Source organism: Citricoccus muralis (assembly GCF_029637705.1).
In the GTDB taxonomy this organism is placed as follows: Bacteria; Actinomycetota; Actinomycetes; order Actinomycetales; family Micrococcaceae; genus CmP2.
On record NZ_CP121252.1, the window covers coordinates 893827 to 910812 of the forward strand.

The 16986-nt window shown below is 67.0% G+C and carries 16 protein-coding genes; 9 read left to right on the top strand and 7 right to left on the bottom strand.

The features are described 5' to 3' along the window. Positions 1-3: 3 nt before the first annotated feature. Genes P8192_RS04090 through P8192_RS04105 form a run of 4 tightly spaced genes read left to right on the top strand, consistent with a single transcriptional unit; the run spans position 4 to position 3603 of the window. A complete protein-coding gene (locus P8192_RS04090; protein WP_278158702.1) occupies positions 4-513 on the top strand; it encodes a MarR family winged helix-turn-helix transcriptional regulator in 510 nt (169 codons plus the stop codon). Next, positions 506-1945: an MFS transporter gene (locus tag P8192_RS04095; protein WP_278158704.1), complete on the top strand. Its 1440-nt coding sequence runs from the start codon at positions 506-508 to the stop codon at positions 1943-1945. The genes P8192_RS04090 and P8192_RS04095 overlap by 8 nt, the downstream gene beginning before the upstream one ends. A gap of 31 nt (positions 1946-1976) precedes the next feature. Further along, entirely contained in the window at positions 1977-3134 is a 1158-nt protein-coding gene (locus tag P8192_RS04100; RefSeq protein ID WP_270106008.1) for an App1 family protein, read from the top strand. Beyond that, positions 3127-3603 carry an acyl-CoA thioesterase gene (locus P8192_RS04105; RefSeq protein ID WP_270106007.1) on the top strand — a complete coding sequence of 159 codons (477 nt, stop codon included), beginning with the start codon at positions 3127-3129 and terminating at the stop codon, positions 3601-3603. The genes P8192_RS04100 and P8192_RS04105 overlap by 8 nt, the downstream gene beginning before the upstream one ends. 72 nt (positions 3604-3675) lie before the next feature. On the opposite strand, the gene gdhA is transcribed toward P8192_RS04105, so the two are convergent. Next, positions 3676-5016, bottom strand: coding sequence for an NADP-specific glutamate dehydrogenase (gene gdhA / locus P8192_RS04110; RefSeq protein WP_270106006.1), 1341 nt, complete (start codon positions 5014-5016; stop codon positions 3676-3678). Positions 5017-5209: 193 nt separating this feature from the next. Here gdhA and P8192_RS04115 point away from each other — a divergent pair, with 193 nt between their 5' ends. Then, positions 5210-6517 carry a cell division protein PerM gene (locus tag P8192_RS04115; RefSeq protein ID WP_270106005.1) on the top strand — a complete coding sequence of 436 codons (1308 nt, stop codon included), beginning with the start codon at positions 5210-5212 and terminating at the stop codon, positions 6515-6517. A 17-nt stretch (positions 6518-6534) separates the two neighbouring features. On the opposite strand, the gene P8192_RS04120 is transcribed toward P8192_RS04115, so the two are convergent. The 5 genes from P8192_RS04120 to P8192_RS04140 are packed head-to-tail and all read right to left on the bottom strand — an operon-like array spanning position 6535 to position 10236. Then, entirely contained in the window at positions 6535-6948 is a 414-nt protein-coding gene (locus tag P8192_RS04120; protein WP_270106004.1) for a hypothetical protein, read from the bottom strand. A gap of 4 nt (positions 6949-6952) precedes the next feature. Continuing rightward, complete coding sequence (locus P8192_RS04125) at positions 6953-7993, bottom strand: ABC transporter substrate-binding protein (RefSeq protein WP_278158709.1); 1041 nt, start codon at positions 7991-7993, stop codon at positions 6953-6955. Positions 7994-8039: 46 nt separating this feature from the next. Beyond that, positions 8040-8720: an ABC transporter permease gene (locus P8192_RS04130; RefSeq protein WP_270106002.1), complete on the bottom strand. Its 681-nt coding sequence runs from the start codon at positions 8718-8720 to the stop codon at positions 8040-8042. Next, positions 8717-9367, bottom strand: a complete 651-nt coding sequence (locus tag P8192_RS04135; protein WP_270106001.1) for an ABC transporter permease — start codon at positions 9365-9367, stop codon at positions 8717-8719. The genes P8192_RS04130 and P8192_RS04135 overlap by 4 nt, the downstream gene beginning before the upstream one ends. Beyond that, the gene (locus tag P8192_RS04140) at positions 9364-10236 is read right to left on the bottom strand and encodes an ABC transporter ATP-binding protein (RefSeq protein ID WP_270106000.1); all 873 of its coding nucleotides are present in this window, start codon (positions 10234-10236) and stop codon (positions 9364-9366) included. Before P8192_RS04140 ends, P8192_RS04135 begins: the two co-directional genes overlap by 4 nt. A 7-nt stretch (positions 10237-10243) precedes the next feature. Here P8192_RS04140 and purN point away from each other — a divergent pair, with 7 nt between their 5' ends. The 3 genes from purN to mgtE all read left to right on the top strand — a co-directional run bounded on the left by purN (position 10244) and on the right by mgtE (position 14022). After that, positions 10244-10873: a phosphoribosylglycinamide formyltransferase gene (gene purN / locus P8192_RS04145; RefSeq protein WP_270105999.1), complete on the top strand. Its 630-nt coding sequence runs from the start codon at positions 10244-10246 to the stop codon at positions 10871-10873. Positions 10874-10934: 61 nt separating this feature from the next. Then, complete coding sequence (gene purH, locus P8192_RS04150) at positions 10935-12635, top strand: bifunctional phosphoribosylaminoimidazolecarboxamide formyltransferase/IMP cyclohydrolase (RefSeq protein WP_270105998.1); 1701 nt, start codon at positions 10935-10937, stop codon at positions 12633-12635. A 1-nt stretch (position 12636) separates the two neighbouring features. After that, positions 12637-14022, top strand: coding sequence for a magnesium transporter (gene mgtE / locus P8192_RS04155; RefSeq protein WP_278158713.1), 1386 nt, complete (start codon positions 12637-12639; stop codon positions 14020-14022). Positions 14023-14052: 30 nt separating this feature from the next. Here mgtE and P8192_RS04160 read toward each other — a convergent pair whose 3' ends face one another. Continuing rightward, the gene (locus tag P8192_RS04160; protein ID WP_278158715.1) at positions 14053-14526 is read right to left on the bottom strand and encodes a DUF4190 domain-containing protein; all 474 of its coding nucleotides are present in this window, start codon (positions 14524-14526) and stop codon (positions 14053-14055) included. Between the two features lie 229 nt (positions 14527-14755). Between P8192_RS04160 and P8192_RS04165 the strand changes: the two genes are divergently transcribed. Continuing rightward, positions 14756-16972, top strand: a complete 2217-nt coding sequence (locus tag P8192_RS04165; RefSeq protein ID WP_278158717.1) for an NADP-dependent isocitrate dehydrogenase — start codon at positions 14756-14758, stop codon at positions 16970-16972. Positions 16973-16986 lie beyond the last annotated feature (14 nt).

Below are 16986 nucleotides of genomic sequence, written 5' to 3' on the forward strand. Positions count from 1 at the left end.
CCAATGGCCGAGCGTGGCGATCCGTCGATGAGTGTCTCCGAGTCCACCGCTGACGAGCTGTTCACCACGCTCTCCCGATTCCATCGGTTATTGCGCTGGGGTTTCCGCACCGCTCAGCAGGAGGGCGATCCCGGACCCGCCGCCCAGATGACGCTGCTCTTTCTGCGTCGTCAGGGCCCTAGCCGGGCCAAGGAACTGGCGTTGTGGCTGGGCATCGACAAGGCCCCGGCTTCGCGGTTGGTGGCGGACTTGGAAGCCAAGGGGCTGTTGCGTCGGGAGACCGACCCGGACGATGCCCGCAGCCAGCGGTTGAGCCTCACCGAGGACGGGGTGGAGCTGGCCCTGCAGTTGCGTGCCCGCCGGGTGGAGGTGGTGCGCTCTTCGCTGACCGGGTTGGACGACGCCACCGTGCACGCCACCGTGGCGGCGATGGAGGAGCTGATGACCACCATCCAGCAGAATCTGTCCGGGGACGACGACCGGACTCCGCCGTCGAGGGCGCTGCGTGGCTGACGCGGTTGCCAGTGCCGATGAGCCGATGAGCCACCGCGAGGTGCTGCGGGCGCTGACGGGGCTGCTTGCAGGATTCTTCGCGGCCATGCTTTCGATCAATATTGTGGTGACCGCGTTGCCGGTCATCGTCCGTGAACTCGACGGCACTCAGCTGGAATACTCCTGGGTGCTCACCGGGACCCTGCTGGCCAACGCGGCGACGACGCCGATCTGGGGCAAACTCGCGGACCTGTTCGACAAGAAGCTGCTCTTCCAGATCGCGCTGGGTGTGTTCACCCTCGGTTCCTTCGTCGCCGGGGCGGGTGGCACGATGGGGATGCTCATCGTGGGGCGTGTGATCCAGGGCGTGGGTGTGGGCGGGCTGGCCGCGCTGACCATGGCGATTCTCGGGACGATCATCGCCCCGCGCGAGCGGGGCCGCTACGCCGGATACATGGGCGCTACCATGGCGACGGCCACTGCGGCCGGTCCGTTGATCGGCGGACTGCTCGTGGAGACCGCTGGCTGGCGCTGGACTTTCTGGTCGGGCATTCCGGTGGCGCTGGTGGCCATGTTGATCATCGCCAAGACCCTGCAGCTGGCCCCGCAGCAGCGTCGACGGGTGCGCATCGACTGGTTCGGCGCCACCGCGCTCGCCACGGCGACGACCGCGGGAATGCTCTGGCTCTCCTTCGCCGGCAACCCCCAGTTCTTCGACGTCGTCTCCGTGCCCTCCGCCGCGCTGGTGGCGGTGGTGGTGCTCGGCATACTCGGGCTGATCATGGTGGAACGGCGGGTGGCTGAACCGGTGATGGACCCGCGCATTTTCCGCTCCCGCACCACCTTGCTGGCCATCATCGCCTCGATGACCATGGCCGTTCTGATGATGTCGATCCCTGCATATCTTGGACTGTATTTCCAGAACGGCCGCGGGCTGGGGCCCACCGCCTCGGGGCTGCTCACCCTGCCCCTGATTTTCGGGAACCTGATCGGCACTACCGTGACCGGGCAGCTGATCACCCGCTACGGGCGGTGGAAGATCTACCTGGTGCTGGGCTCGGCGCTCGGCATCGCCGCAGCCTACTGGCTGGCCTTCGTGGATGACACCACCCCGTTCTGGCTGATCGGGGTGAAGATCTCACTCATTGGCCTCGGCGTGGGCATGGTAATCCAGAATCTGATGCTGGCAGTGCAGAACACGGTCACGGTGCATCACATCGGCGCCGCCTCGGCGGCCATCGCCTTCTTCCGTACGGTGGGCGGGGCGCTGGGCAACTCGGTGATGGGCGCGGTGATGGCGGTCCACCTGGCGGGCGCGGTGACGGCCAGCCAGCTGATGGATGGTTACGCCGACGGAGCCTCACCCATGTTCTTGGCGGCGGCGCTCATCGCCACCCCGGCCCTGGTGGCCGTGCTGCTCATCCGAGAGGTGCCACTGCGGCGCACGGTCTGAACCTGGCCCGTGATCACGCTAAGCTGGGAGTATGCCCGGACCCGATCAGCTTCCTGCCTGGTTGCATGGCCATTGGCAGCGGCATCGTCGTCGCCGCCGTCAAGCAGCAGGCGATGAGCCGACCATCCTCTCGTTTACCGGCTACGGCACCACCACCTGGGTGCGTGTGCTGGCCCGCGTCATCCTGGCCCCGGGGGAAGAATTCGTCAACGGTCGCCGATTGGCACCCGTCATCAAGGACGGCGTGCGTGGCTGGCGCAACTTCATTTCCCCGCCCCTGGCCTTCCATCAAGTGGACGTTGAGGTGGCGGGGCAACGGCACACGGTGCGCGCGGACCGCAACGGCATTATCGACGCCGTCATTCCGGCCCAGCTCGAGCCCGGGTGGACCACCGCCGAGGTGCATGTGGCCGGCGGGGACAGTTCCAGCGTGGACGTCATCGTCGTCGACGAGACGGCCCGCCAGGGCGTGATCTGCGATATTGACGACACCATTGTGGTAACCGCCCTGCCGCGCCCGCTGCTGGCCGGCTGGAACTCGTTCGTTCTCGATGAGCATGCCCGCATTCCCACCCCGGGAATCTCGGTGTTGCTCAACCGGCTGTTGGCTCGGGAAGAATCGTCGCCCGCGTTCTATGTGTCCACCGGTGCCTGGAATGTCGCTCAGACCCTGACCCGGTTCCTGACCCGCAACCTCTACCCGCTGGGCCCGCTCCTGCTGACCAGCTGGGGGCCCACCGAAGATCGGGTGTTTCGTTCAGGCATGCAGCACAAACACCAAGCCCTGGAACGGCTCAGCGTGGATTTCCCGGACATGCAGTGGATTCTGGTGGGCGACGACGGCCAGCACGACCCGGAAATTTACGCCTCGTTCGCCCGACGTCACCCGGGCAAGGTGCGCGCCATCGTGATCCGACAGCTGACCCCTTCTGAGGCGCTGCTGGCCGGTGGCCGCGCCGCCGAAACCCGGCATACCACCCCCGGGGTGCCGTGGATTTACGGGCCCGACGGTGCCGCGCTGACCCTGCAGCTGGAGGAACTGGGCATCCTCAACCCCGAGCACGGCACCGGTTCGCCCCAGGCCTGGCCGCAGAGCGTGCGCACCGAGGAATCCGAGTCGGTGGAACGGTTGCAGATGGACTTCCCGCTCTTCACCCAGGACTTCTCCGAGGCGGACGCCGATGGCTGAATCAGAGTCGCCCACCGCTGAGCAACAGTCCATCACGGTGAATGTTCCGCTGCGCTGGGGCGATATGGACGCCTACGGGCACATCAATAACGCCCGAATTCTCTCCGTGTTGGAAGAGGCCCGCATCGCCGTCTTCGGTGTGCCCGGCGGCACGGGGGCGCCCGGGGGAGACTCGGCGCCGATCGACCTGCTCGCCGGGGTGAGCCCCGGAGTACTGACCCTCATCGCCGAACACACGGTGAAGTACCGCCAGCAGCTCGAATACCGCGCGACGGACGTACAGATCACCGTGCGCGTACTCGCCGTCAAGGGCGCCTCCGTGGTGATCGGCTACGACCTGGTGGATCCGGTGGCCCAGACACTGTGCGTGAGCGCGAGCACCACCATGGTCTTCGTCGACGGCGCGACCGGCCGGCCCGTGCGGCTGAGCCCTGAACAGCGCGCCGCCCTGGAACCGTACTGCGCCTGATTAAACGGCGACGTCGCCGCCTCCCGTGTCCAGGAGCACAGCGACGTCGCGCAGTGGTCTTGCAGGGAGGGATCAGACGATGCCCTGGGCGATCATCGCGTCGGCCACCTTGAGGAAGCCGGCGATGTTGGCGCCCACTACGTAGTTACCGGGCGCACCGTACTCGTCGGCGGTGGCCATGCAACGGTCGTGCACATCGGCCATGATCGCCTCGAGACGGTCGTGGGTGTAATCGAAGGTCCAGGAGTCGCGGCTGGCATTCTGCTGCATCTCCAGGGCGGAAGTCGCCACGCCACCGGCGTTGGCTGCCTTGCCCGGGCCGAACAGAATACCGGCGTCGAGGAAGAGCTCGGTGGCCTTCTGGGTGGAGGGCATGTTCGCGCCCTCGGAGACTGCCTTTACGCCGTTCTTGATCAGCGTGCGGGCTGCGGCGTCGTCGAGCTCGTTCTGCGTGGCCGAAGGGATAGCCACGGTGCCGGGTACGTCCCACACGGAACCACCCTCCACGTAGCGGGAACGGCCGCCGCGGCGCTGGGCGTACTCGGAGATGCGTCCGCGCTCGACTTCCTTGATCTGCTTGAGCAGGTCCAAGTCCAGTCCGTCCTCATCCACCACGTAGCCGGAGGAATCCGAGGCGGTGACCACGGTCGCACCCAGCGACTGGGCTTTGGCAGCCGCGTAGATGGCGACGTTGCCGGAGCCGGAGATCAGCACCTTCTGGCCGTCCATTGACTCGCCTTTGGTGCCCAGCATCGAGTTGGCGAACATCACCGCGCCGTAGCCGGTGGCCTCGGTGCGCACCAGCGAGCCGCCCCAGGTGAGGCCCTTGCCGGTGAGCACGCCGGCCTCGAACCGGTTGGTCAGGCGCTTGTACTGGCCGAAGAGGTAGCCGATTTCGCGAGCACCCACGCCCACATCGCCGGCCGGAACGTCGGTGTATTCACCGATGTGGCGGTAGAGCTCGGTCATAAAAGACTGGCAGAAGCGCATGACTTCGCCGTCGGAGCGTCCGGCCGGGTTGAAGTCCGAGCCGCCCTTACCGCCGCCGATCGGCATGCCGGTCAGCGCGTTCTTATACACCTGCTCGAAGCCGAGGAACTTGATGATGCCCAGGTACACCGAGGGATGGAAGCGCAGGCCGCCCTTGTACGGACCCAGTGCGGAGTTGAACTCGACGCGGAAGCCGCGGTTGATTTGCACTTCGCCGCTGTCGTCGACCCAGGGCACCCGGAAGATGATCTGGCGCTCGGGTTCGCACATGCGGCGCAGAATCCCGTGCTCCACGTACTCGGGGTGGCGGTCCACCACCGGCTCCAACGCTTCCAGAACCTCCGTCACGGCCTGGTGGAATTCCGTCTCGCCCGGGTTGCGATGCAGGACTTCTTCGCGCAGCTTCTCCAAGCTTGCTTCCATCGTGGAGTTCCTCACAATCAGTTGGTCGATCGTGTCTCGCGTCGAGGAAGGCGCCACAATGGTCCCTTCCGGGCGGAGACAACCATTGTCACAGCGCTCCTACATTACAGCACTGAATCCGCTCTCGCGATGGGTATGACGAACCGCGCGCCCTTCACCCGCTCACGCGTACGCTGGTGGCACGATGGACGTGATGAACCGACCAGCCCGTACCCCCCGTGCCACCCTGCCGATGCCCCTGTGGTTGCAGGGAGGAGTCGAAGCTCTTTTCGTCGTGCTGTTTCCGATGGTGCTGATCGTGGTGCCGCTATCTGCCATGTGGTGGCTGGGCGCCTTCCGCGATATGCCGCTGGAAGCCGTCGGCGCACTGGCCGGCCAGATGTGGCTGGGCACACACGGGGTGCCCTTGGAGCTGAGTATTGCGGTCGACGGGGCGGACCCGATCACCGGCACCTGGTGGTTCCTGGGCTGGGCCGGGGTGCTGATCCCGCTACTCTTCGGCTACCGCGCCGGGCGTCGACTGTTGCGCGCGTGCACGACAGCGTCGCAGTTCTGGCAGCCACTGGTGGGGGCGGTGCTCACCTGGATGTTGGTGGGCTTGGCCCTGACCTCGCTGGTGTCCACGTCCGAGGTGATGATTCACCTGGTGGCCGGGGCGCTGATTCCGGCCGCATGGATGACCGTGGCCCTGCTCGTGGGCGCCCGCCGCGAAGCCGGCTCCTGGACGGCCCTGTTCGGTCAGGACACCACCGGCTGGATCGCCCGAACCTCGCAGGTCTCCCGTTGGACGGGGAGCTACCTGTGGTCGGTGGTGCGCTGCGCGGTGGTCGGCGTCTTCGCGGTGTACGCGCTGGCCTCGGTGCTCCTCACAGTGCAGCTAATGCTGCAGTGGGCCAGCATCACGGACGTGTACCAGCGCTTAGGCTCCGGGGTGATCGGTGGCGCCAGTCTCACGGTGATCCAGCTGGGAATGCTGCCCAATGTGGGGATGTGGACGGTGGCCTATCTCACCGGTGCCGGGTTCACGGTGGGTGCCGGGTCGCTGGTGGCTCCGGGTGGGACCACGGTGGGTGCGCAGCCGGCGATTCCGCTGCTCTCGGCCATTCCGACCGGGCAGTCGTTGGAGTCGGCCTGGTGGTTGCTACTGGTGCCGGTGGCCGCCGGTATCGTGGCCGGCTGGTGGCTGTTCCGTGAGGGGGAGAACCACCTAGAAGACTGGTTCCGCAGCCGGATCACCCAGCCGCTGGTGGCCCTCGGCGTGTCCACGGTGGTGCTGGGGTTGCTGGTCGGCGTCGCCGTCGCCGTCGTGTCTTTCGTACCGCTACTGCTGTCGGGCGGATCCTGGGGGATCGGCAAGTTCACCGAGGTAGGGCCGGTGGCGTGGGTGGCCGCGCTACTGCTCGGCGCGCAACTGGCGGTGGGGTCGATGATCGGCTATCTGGTGGCACCCTGGGGCGAACGCGACCGCTATGTGGGTCCCGAACCCGACGACGAAGACTGAAACCGAGCGCGCCTGAATTAGGGTGTGCCGATGCCGAGCCTGGTGTTGTACTCGGCGGAGCACTGATGCAGGGCACGATCGGTGAGGGCCCCGCTGACACACGACTCGTAGGCCACGGTGGCATCCCAGAACACCATTTGCGCGGCAACGAGGCCGGCGAAGAACAGACAACCCAGCATGCCGACGGTGGCGGCGGTGGGCAACAACATGGACAGTCCCGCCTTGCCCACGCGGCGGAGCGCCAGGATGCCGAACACCACACCGGCCAGCGCGAACGGGATCGCCAGGGCTTTGGCCGGCAGAGTCAGCGTGGAGGCCACGTAGGTGCCGATCAGACAACCGAAAAGCGCGAGTAACTGGCTGCGCGCACGGCGCAGGGCCTCATCGGTGGGCGTCGCGTGGTCCGGTCTGGTCGGCGCGGGAGACGTCATTGACTCAGCTTATCCCCTGATCCTCCAACCACTGGGACGCAAGGTCTGCGGAGGAGGCTTGCTCGTTGACCGACTGGGTGTTGAGCTCAATCAGGTCTTCCACCGTGAGACGGCGCTGCACATCCTCGATGATGGCGGCGGCGTCGGTATCCAGGTCGGAACCGGTCACCGGCACCACGTTCTGCGGCAGGATCAGGCTCTCCGGATCCTCCAACACCACCAGGTTGTTCTCGGCGATGGCGGGGGAAGCGGTGTAAATATCGGCCACCTGCACGGTGCCGTCGGTGAGGGCCGAGACGGTGAGCGGGCCGCCGGAATCCTCCACCGGGGTGAGCTCCAGCTGCACCCCGTAGACCTCCTCGGCGCCGGCGGGTCCGTACGGCCGGGACTCGAACTCGGAATTCGCGGCAATGGAAACTGGCTGGTCGAGTTGCGCCAGATCGCCGATGGCGCTCAAGTTGTGCTCCTCGGCGGTCTCGGCGGTCACCGTGTAGGAGTCCTGGTCGGTGGCCTCGGCGTACTGCAGTACCCGCAGATCCTCGGGCAGGGCATCGTCGAGCGCGGCGAACACCTCGTCGGCCGAGCCGGCCTCGGCGGCGGCGTCCTCGTCGTAATACTGCAGCAGGTTGCCGGTGTAATCGGGGATGACGTCGATCTCGCCGGACTCCAGCTCGGGCAGGTACACCTCGCGCTGGCCGATCTGATACTGCCGGTCGACGGAGAAACCGTTGGCCTCCAGCGCCTGGGCGTAGAGCTCGGCAATGATCTCGTTCGAATAGTAGGCCTGCGAACCGATGGCAATGGCCTCCGGATCAGCGCTCGCTTCCCCCGAGGCTTCGGCCGAACCGGAGGCGGAAGCGTCGTCATCAGCCAGGGGATCGGAGCCGGACCCACAGGCGGTGAGCAGGGCGGTGGCGGCCACCCCGGCGGTGATCAGGTGCCAGGCACGCAGCCGACGTCGCGGGCGCAGGGTGCTCTGTGGTGTCTCGGCTGTCTCGGCAGATCCAACGGTGTCGGCGGTGTGAACGGTGCGGCGAGGGTTCATGGTGCACCACTGTACGGTTCAGTGCGGCACGAGCGCCATGCTCGGGTCACGCAGAATCTGGTGACGCCGCGGCGAGGCGTTGCCCGTGCGGGACGGCAGCGCGCTGCACCCCGGCCAGCGCCAGATCGATGAGCAGGGTCAGCACGATCACCATCACCGAGGCTCCCAGCATCATCGCGTACTGCTGGGTGTTCAGCCCTAAGAACACGAACCGGCCCAGGCCCCCGGCACCCACATAGGCAGCCAGGGTAGCGGTGGACATGACCTGCAGGGTGGCCGTGCGGATTCCGCCCAGCAGCAGGGGCAACCCCAGCGGAATCTCGATGCGCGTGACGATCTGCGCCGTCGTGAAGCCCTGGGCACGCGCGGCGTCGACGACCCGTGGATCCACCGTGTCGAACCCGCTGAACGCCCCGGCTAGGACAGAGGGGATCGCCAGAATCACCAGGGCGGCCAGTGGAGGCACCACCCCGATGCCCATCAGCACGGCGAACAGGGTGATCAGGCCCAGGGTGGGCAGGGCGCGGGCGGCAGCGGAGACCCCCACGACGATGCCGGAGAAGCGGCGGGTGTGCCCGATCCACCAGCCGAAGGGCACCGCAATGATCAGGGCGATCAGGATGACCGTGCCGGTGTACTGCAGGTGCTCGAGGCTACGCCGGGCAATACCGCCGGTGCCCTCCCAATGGCCGGGGTCGGTGAGCCAGGCCAGGGTTTCTGCGATCATGCCCGAGCCCCCGAACCAGTCCGTCGCCACGGGGTCAGCACCCGTCCGAGCGCCACCAGCAGGGCGTCCAAGACGGCGGCCAGCAACAGCGTCATCACGATGCCGGTGAGCAGCTCCGGGATGATGGAGCGCTGGAACCCGTCGGTGAACAACATGCCCAGCGACGGGATACCCAGCACGGCGCCCACGGTGCATAACGACAGAGTGGACACCGAGACCACGCGCAGCCCGGTGAGGATCACCGGTGCCGCCAAGGGCAGCTCCACGGTGAGCACGCGGCGCAACGGGGAATAGCCCAGCGCGACGGCGGCCAGGCGTGCTTCGGGCGGCACCGAGTCGAACCCCTCGGCCACCGAGCGCACCATCAGCGCCACCCCGTAGAGCGTCAGCGCGATGATCACATTGGTGAGGTCGCGCAGCCCGGTGCCCAGAATCACCGGCAGTGCAATGAACAGCGGCAGCGAGGGGATGGCGTAGAGCAGCCCGGCGGTGGTGAGGATCCCGGAGTTCAGTGGGCGGACGCGGTGGGCCAGCCAGCCCAGCGGCAGCGACATGATCAGGGCGGCGAAAATGGCCGGCAACGAGGTCAACAGGTGCACCCAGGTGCGCTCGCCGATCAGCCCCAGATTGTCGAACACCCAGGTCATGAGGTCTCCGGGTGCTCTGCCAGCACGCCGGCCGGGCGCCCGTGCGCATCGACCACGACGACCGACCCGTCCGCGCCGGTGCGGGTAAACAGCTCGCGCCCGCCGCCCTGCAGCCCGAGGAACCCGCGCACAAAATCATTGGCCGGGGCGGTGACGAACTCTTCGGCCGTGCCCTGCTGCTCGATCTGGGCGGAGGCCCCCAGCAGCACAATGTGGTCGCCGAGCCGCAGCGCTTCGTCCATGTCGTGGGTGACGAAGACGACGGTGGTGCCCAGCCGGGACTGCAGTGACCTGAGCTGGGTTTGGAGCCCGGACCGAACCAGCGGGTCGACCGCACCGAAGGGCTCGTCCATCAGCAGAATCTCGGGTCGCCCGGCCAGCCCGCGCGCCACGCCCACGCGCTGGGCCTGCCCGCCGGAGAGCTCACTGGGGTACCGGGAGGCCAGGACCGGATCCAGTTCGACGAGCTCCATCATCTCGGTCACGGTCTCGCGTTGTTCCGCCCGGGAGACCCCGTTCAGCTGGGGCACCACGGAAATATTCTGCGCCACGGTGCGGTGGGGGAGCAGCCCGGAATTCTGCATCACGTAGCCGATCCGGCGGCGTAGACGCACCGGGTCGACACCGGCCACGTCGTCGCCGTCCACCACCACCCGGCCGGAGGTGGGTTCCACCATGCGATTCACCATGCGCAGCAGCGTGGTTTTGCCCGATCCGGAAGACCCGGCCAGCACCGTGATCGCGCCGCGTGGGATGTCCAAGCTGACGTCATCCACCGCGGGACGATCAGCCGGAGGGGAATTCTGCGCAGCCTTCCGGGAGCCGCCCCGGGTGGGATACCGCTTGGAGACGGCGTCGAATGAGATCATAGGGTCCATGCGTATCGTGATTCTGCTCTCGGGTTCAGGCAGCAATGCCCAAGCGGTGTTCGACGCCGTCTCCTCCGGCGCTCTGCCGATTCAGATCAGCGCCGTCGGGTCGGACACCCCGGACGCCTACGGTCTGGTGCGCGCCCGCGACGCCGGTCTGGAGACCTTCGTCCTGGACTACGCAGATTACCCGAACCGCACCGCGTGGACGGTAGCCCTGAGCGACGCCGTCGCCGGATACGATCCCGATCTGGTACTCAGTTCCGGACTGATGCGGATTGTCGGCCCGGAATTTATTGACCGCTTCGCCGGGACTTTCATCAACACCCATCCCGCCCTGCTGCCGTCGTTCCCCGGCGCCCACGGGGTGCGCGATGCGCTCGCGGCCGGGGTGAAAATCACCGGGACCACCTTGCACCTCGTCGACGCCGGGGTGGACACCGGGCGCATTCTGGACCAGCGTGCCGTGCGGATTCACCCGGGCGAAGACGAAGCCGCCCTGCACGAGCGGATCAAGGTGGAGGAACGTGCCATGGTGCTCGACGCCCTCACCGCGCTGTACCGGGCGCGCCAGCAGAACCCCGACGTCGTGATCGGTGATCTGGACCTGGCGCCCGGCACGGCTGACATAGACTGAATCACGCACCCGCGGACCCGACGGCCCGTACGCACCCGTTCACCCCACAGGAGAGTCTTTCGTGAGCATCACTCTGGATCACGTCCCCTTCAAGCGCGCACTCATCTCGGTGTACGACAAGACCGGGCTGGAACCGCTGGCCCGCGGCCTGCACGAGGCCGGCGTCGAGCTGGTGTCCACGGGCTCCACCGCCAAGCGCATTGCCGACGCCGGGGTGCCGGTGACGGAGGTGTCCGAGGTGACCGGGTTCCAGGAGTGCCTGGACGGTCGCGTCAAGACGCTGCACCCGCGCGTGCACGCCGGCATTCTGGCCGACCGTCGCCGCGAGGATCATGCGGCCCAACTGCGCGATCTCGACGTCGCCCCCTTCGACCTGGTGGTCGTGAACCTCTACCCGTTCGTGGACACGGTGGCCTCGGGCGCCGCCCAGGACGAGGTCATCGAGCAGATCGACATTGGCGGGCCTTCCATGGTGCGCGCGGCCGCCAAGAACCACCCCTCCGTGGCGATTGTGGTGGACCCGACCCGCTACGACGATGTCGTCACCGCCGCGCAGCAGGGCGGATTCTCGCTGAAGACCCGCCAGCGGCTGGCCTCCCTGGCGTTCGCGCACACCGCCGCCTACGACAACGCTGTGGCGGCCTGGACCGCCGCTCAGTTCGGTGACATCGAGGAGACTGACGGAGCTGAGGGTGCCGCAGCCCCGGCCTTCCCACCCTACGCAGGGGTCTCCCTGGAGCGCGCCGAGTCGCTGCGTTACGGCGAGAACCCGCACCAGCACGCTGCGCTCTACGTGGAAGCCGCTGCCGCCCCCGGGATCGCCCAGGCCGAACTGCTGCAGGGCAAGCCGATGAGCTACAACAACTACGCCGACGCCGACGCCGCCCTGCGCGCAGCGTACGACTTCGCCGACCCGGCCGTCGCCATCATCAAGCACGCCAACCCCTGCGGTGTGGCGGTGGCCACGCCGGGCGCCGAGGACCCGCTGGCCGACGCCCACCGCAAGGCCCACGCCTGCGACCCGGTCTCCGCTTTCGGTGGCGTGATCGCCGCTAACCGTGAGGTCACCGCCGGCATGGCCGCCACCGTGAAGGACATCTTCACTGAGGTCATCATCGCCCCCGGGTTCTCCGCCGAGGCCCTGGAGATCCTGTCCGCGAAGAAGAACCTGCGCCTGTTGCGTCTGCCGGACGGCTTCGCCCAGGATGACGTCGAATACAAGCAGATTTCCGGCGGCATGCTGCTGCAGACCCGCGACGCACTCAACGCCGCCGGCGATCAGCCCGCGAACTGGACCCTGGCCGCAGGTGCCGCCGCCGACGAGGCCACCCTGCGCGACCTGAGCTTCGCCTGGCGCGCGGTCCGGGCCGCCAAATCGAACGCGGTGCTGCTGGCCAACGACGCCGCCACCGTGGGCATCGGCATGGGCCAGGTCAACCGCCTCGATTCCTGCCGGCTCGCCGTCGAGCGCGCCAACACCCTGGGCGCCGCGCAGACCGGAAGCCAGTCCGCGGAGATCACCAGCGCCGGTGGCGCCGAGAACGTCTCCGGTGCCGGCGCCCCCGAGCGGGCCCGCGGTGCGGTCGCCGCCTCGGATGCGTTCTTCCCCTTCGCCGACGGGCTGCAGATCCTTATCGACGCCGGAGTGCGCGCCGTCGTCCAGCCGGGCGGCTCCATCCGCGATGAAGAGGTGGTCGCTGCCGCCGAAGCGGCCGGGATCACCATGTACTTCACCGGGGCGCGCCACTTCTTCCACGGTTAGAATGCACCCCGTCACCCCGCACACCGGCTCGATTCCGACCCTGCGCGCCCAGGAACTCGGGGTGCGTGAGGCGTTACGCAAGAGCGACTGGCCACGCGCGGGAACGCTACTGCGCGAGCTCACCGCCACCCAGGTGGAGCGGCTGCTGGACCGCAGCGACCCGAAGGACGTTCCGGTGGTCTTCCGACTGCTGGACAAGGACGTCGCCGTCGACGTGTTCGCCGCGATCGAGCCGCGCCAACAGCGCGACCTCATCGAGGGACTACAGGATGACGACGTTCAGGAGCTGTTCGGTCAGCTCCAGGCGTCCGGCCAGGCCCGTCTGCTCGATGAGATGCCCGCCGAGGTGGCTCAACAGCTGCTCGCTAGTCTGCCGGGCAGCCAGCGGGCCAGCGCGGGCACCGTGCTCGGCTACCCGGCCGGGTCCGTGGGGCGGCGCATGCGCCCGGTCCTCATCGAGCTGCGCTCCGAGTGGACCGTCGCCGAAGCACTGGACGCCATCCGGGAGGCCGACATCCCCGAACGACGTCAGCGGTTCATTGCCCGGCTGCCGGTGGTCGCCCACGCACATCAGCTGCAGGGCATGATCGAGCTCTCCCGTCTGGTCACCGCGGACCAGGGCGCGACGATCGAGTCATTGATGGACACCGACGTGTTGGCGGTGCTGGCCACCGAGGACGACGAGACGGCCGCCCGCCTGTGCGCCGAGCACGATCTGCTCGCCCTGCCCGTTACCGACGAGACACACCGCATTGTCGGCCTGCTCACCGTGGACCAGGCGTTCGACATTCTGGAAGAGGAGGAATCCGAGGACTCGCAGCGCGCCGGTGGCTCCACTCCGCTGGCGCAGCCCTATCTCTCGACGCCGGTGAAGCGCCTCTTCCGGGCCAGGATCGTGTGGCTGCTCGTGCTGGCCATCGGCGCGATCCTGACAGTGCAGGTCCTGGAGGTCTTCGAAGAAACCCTGGAGACCATGGTGGTGCTCTCCCTGTTCGTCCCTCTGCTCATCGGCACCGGCGGCAACACCGGAAATCAAGCCGCCACCACCGTCACCCGCGCCCTGGCCCTGGGGGATGTGCGACCCCGCGATGTCGTGCGGGTGCTGCGCCGCGAGCTGCTGGTCGGCCTCTCGCTCGGAGCCACCCTGGGTGCCCTGGGGCTGCTCGTGGCCGGTCTCGTCTACTCCTGGGACTTGGGCGCGGTGATCGGGCTGACGCTACTGAGCGTGTGCACGTTGGCTGCGTCAGTGGGCTCGCTGATGCCGCTGCTGGCGAAGAAGATCGGTGTGGATCCCGCGGTGTTCTCCAACCCCTTCATCTCCACTGTGGTGGACGCGTTGGGCTTGATCGTCTATTTCCTGATCGCTCGGCTGATCCTGGGAATCTAACCGTCGCCGCTACCAGACTCGGTCCGTGTGTCAGTACCCGCTACTGGCGCCCGCCACCAGAATGCTGAACAGCACCACGAAAATGATCATGATGATGCTGAGCCCCCACAGTATGGTGACGATCCATCCGATCACCTTGCCCGCGGTGGCCTGGACACCGTTGCGCTCCGCCTTCCCTGCGAAATAGATGGCCAGCGGGCCCAAAATGATCCCAAAGGCGAAGAGCCCGATGATGCCCAGCACCAGCGACGTCGTCGCGTTGGACTGCCCCTCCGGCGACACCGGGTACTGACCATACTGGCCCTGCTGACTGTACTGCCCCCGCTGGTGATACGAGTCCGGCCGCCCGGCCCCATCATTCGGCTGCGCGCCGCCGTCTTGTGAGGAATAGGGTGGCACCGAATCATAGGGGTTCTGCGCGCCCGAGGACCCATACCAGCCGGGCGTGCCCGAGGAACCGGAATCGGAGCCAGAACCGTAAGGGGGTTGAGGAGGCTGTGTCATACCGATGAGCATATCGACGACGGCGCAATTCGAGAACCCAGCACACGCATCACCTCGCCCACCGCCCCGCACGCTCGCCGTTCACCGGTCGAACCGACTCCGCTCACCGCAGGATCTGTGACGATCCCACGACGCAGATCGCGTGGATCGCCGCGCTCAGGTAAATTTGATGGCGACTGTGACCCCGCCGTGCTGCACGGATCCCCAGTGAATAGAGGAGAACCGATCTATGTCGAAAATCATCTACACCCACACCGACGAAGCACCGATGCTGGCCACAGCGTCGCTGCTTCCGGTGGTGCGGGCCTTCGCCGCCACCGCGGACATCGAGCTGGAGACCGCTGACATCTCCCTGGCCGGCCGCGTTCTGGCAGCGTTCAAGGATCTCCTCCCGGAAGATCAGCGCGTCATCGATGCCCTGGGCGAGCTGGGCGAGCTCGTGAAAGAACCGGAAGCCAACGTCATCAAGCTTCCCAATATCTCCGCCTCCGTGCCGCAGCTGCTGGCCACCGTCAAGGAACTCCAGGCCGCAGGCTATGAGCTGCCCGCCTACCCGGAAGAGCCGAAGACCGACGCCGAGAAGGACATCCGCGCTCGCTACGACTCCGTGAAGGGGTCCGCTGTGAACCCGGTGCTGCGCGAGGGCAACTCGGACCGCCGCGCCCCGCAGTCGGTGAAGAACTTCGCCCGCAAGTTCCCGCACTCCATGGGCGCCTGGTCGGCCGACTCGAAGACCAATGTGGCCACCATGTCTGACCGCGATTTCTTCTCCAACGAAAAGTCAGTCATTATTCCTGACGATGACGTCCTGACGATCCGTCACACCGACGCCTCCGGCACCACCACTGTGTTGAAGGACGGGCTGAAGGTCCTCCGCCACGAGATCATCGACGGCACCTTCATGTCCGCCGCTGCCCTGGACGCTTTCCTCGCCGAGCAGGTGCAGCGCGCCAAGCAAGAGGGCGTGCTGTTCTCCGCTCACCTGAAGGCCACCATGATGAAGGTCTCCGACCCGGTGATCTTCGGCCACGTCGTGAAGGCTTACTTCCCCGGCCTCTTCGAGAAGTACGGCGAGCAGCTGGCCGCTGCTGGCTTGTCCGCTAACAACGGCCTGGCTGCGATCGAGGGCGGTCTCGACCAGCTCGACGCCGAGGTCGCCAAGGGCGTGCGCGCCGAGATCGCGAAGGCCTACGCCGAGGGTCCCGCCCTGGCCCAGGTGAACTCCCACAAGGGCATCACCAACCTGCACGTTCCCTCCGACGTCATCGTCGACGCCTCCATGCCCGCCATGATCCGCAGCGGCGGCAAGATGTGGAACAAGGACGACGCCGAGCAGGACACCCTGGCCGTGCTCCCGGACTCCTCCTACGCCGGTGTGTACCAGGTCGTCATCGACGACTGCCGCGTCAACGGCGCCTACGACCCGACCACCATGGGCACCGTCCCGAACGTGGGCCTGATGGCGAAGAAAGCCGAAGAGTACGGTTCGCACGACAAGACCTTCATCATTGAGTCGGACGGCACCGTCGAGGTCGTCAACTCCGCCGGTGAGGTGCTGTTCAGCCACGACGTCGAAGCCGGCGACATCTGGCGCGCCTGCCAGACTAAGGACGTTCCGGTCCGCGACTGGGTCAAGCTCGCCGTCAACCGAGCCCGCGCCACCGGCACCCCCACCGTGTTCTGGCTCGACGAGAACCGCGCCCACGACGCCAACCTGATCTCCAAAGTCAACGAATATCTCGAGGACCTGGATACCGACGGGCTGGACCTGCGCATCATGGCGCCGAAGGAAGCCACCCAGTTCTCGGTGGATCGTATCCGCCGCGGCGAGGACACCATCTCGGTGACCGGCAACGTGTTGCGCGACTACCTCACCGACCTGTTCCCGATCCTGGAGCTGGGCACCTCGGCGAAGATGCTCTCCATCGTTCCGCTGATCAACGGCGGTGGCCTCTTCGAGACCGGCGCCGGCGGCTCCGCTCCGAAGCACGTGCAGCAGTTCTTGGAGGAGAACCACCTGCGCTGGGATTCCCTCGGCGAGTTCCTGGCCCTGGCCGTGTCCTTCGAGCACGAGGCTGCTTCGAACGGCAACCAGCGCGCTCAGGTGTTGGCCGACACCCTGGATCGTGCCACCGGCAAGGTGCTCGAGGAGGGTCGTTCCCCCTCGCGCAAGGTCGGCGAGATCGACAACCGCGGCTCGCACTTCTATCTGGGCCTGTACTGGGCCGAGGAACTGGCAGCACAGTCCGACGACGCCGAGCTGGCAGAGCGGATCAAGCCTGTTGCCGAGCAGCTGCGTGCCAACGAGCAGCAGATCGTCGAGGAGCTGAGCGCCGTTCAGGGTGCGCCCGTCGACATCGCCGGGTACTACTACCCGAAGCAGGAGCTTGTCTCCGCAGCAATGCGCCCCTCGGCCACGCTGAACGCCATCATTGACGCGCTCTGAGACACCGCGCTGAC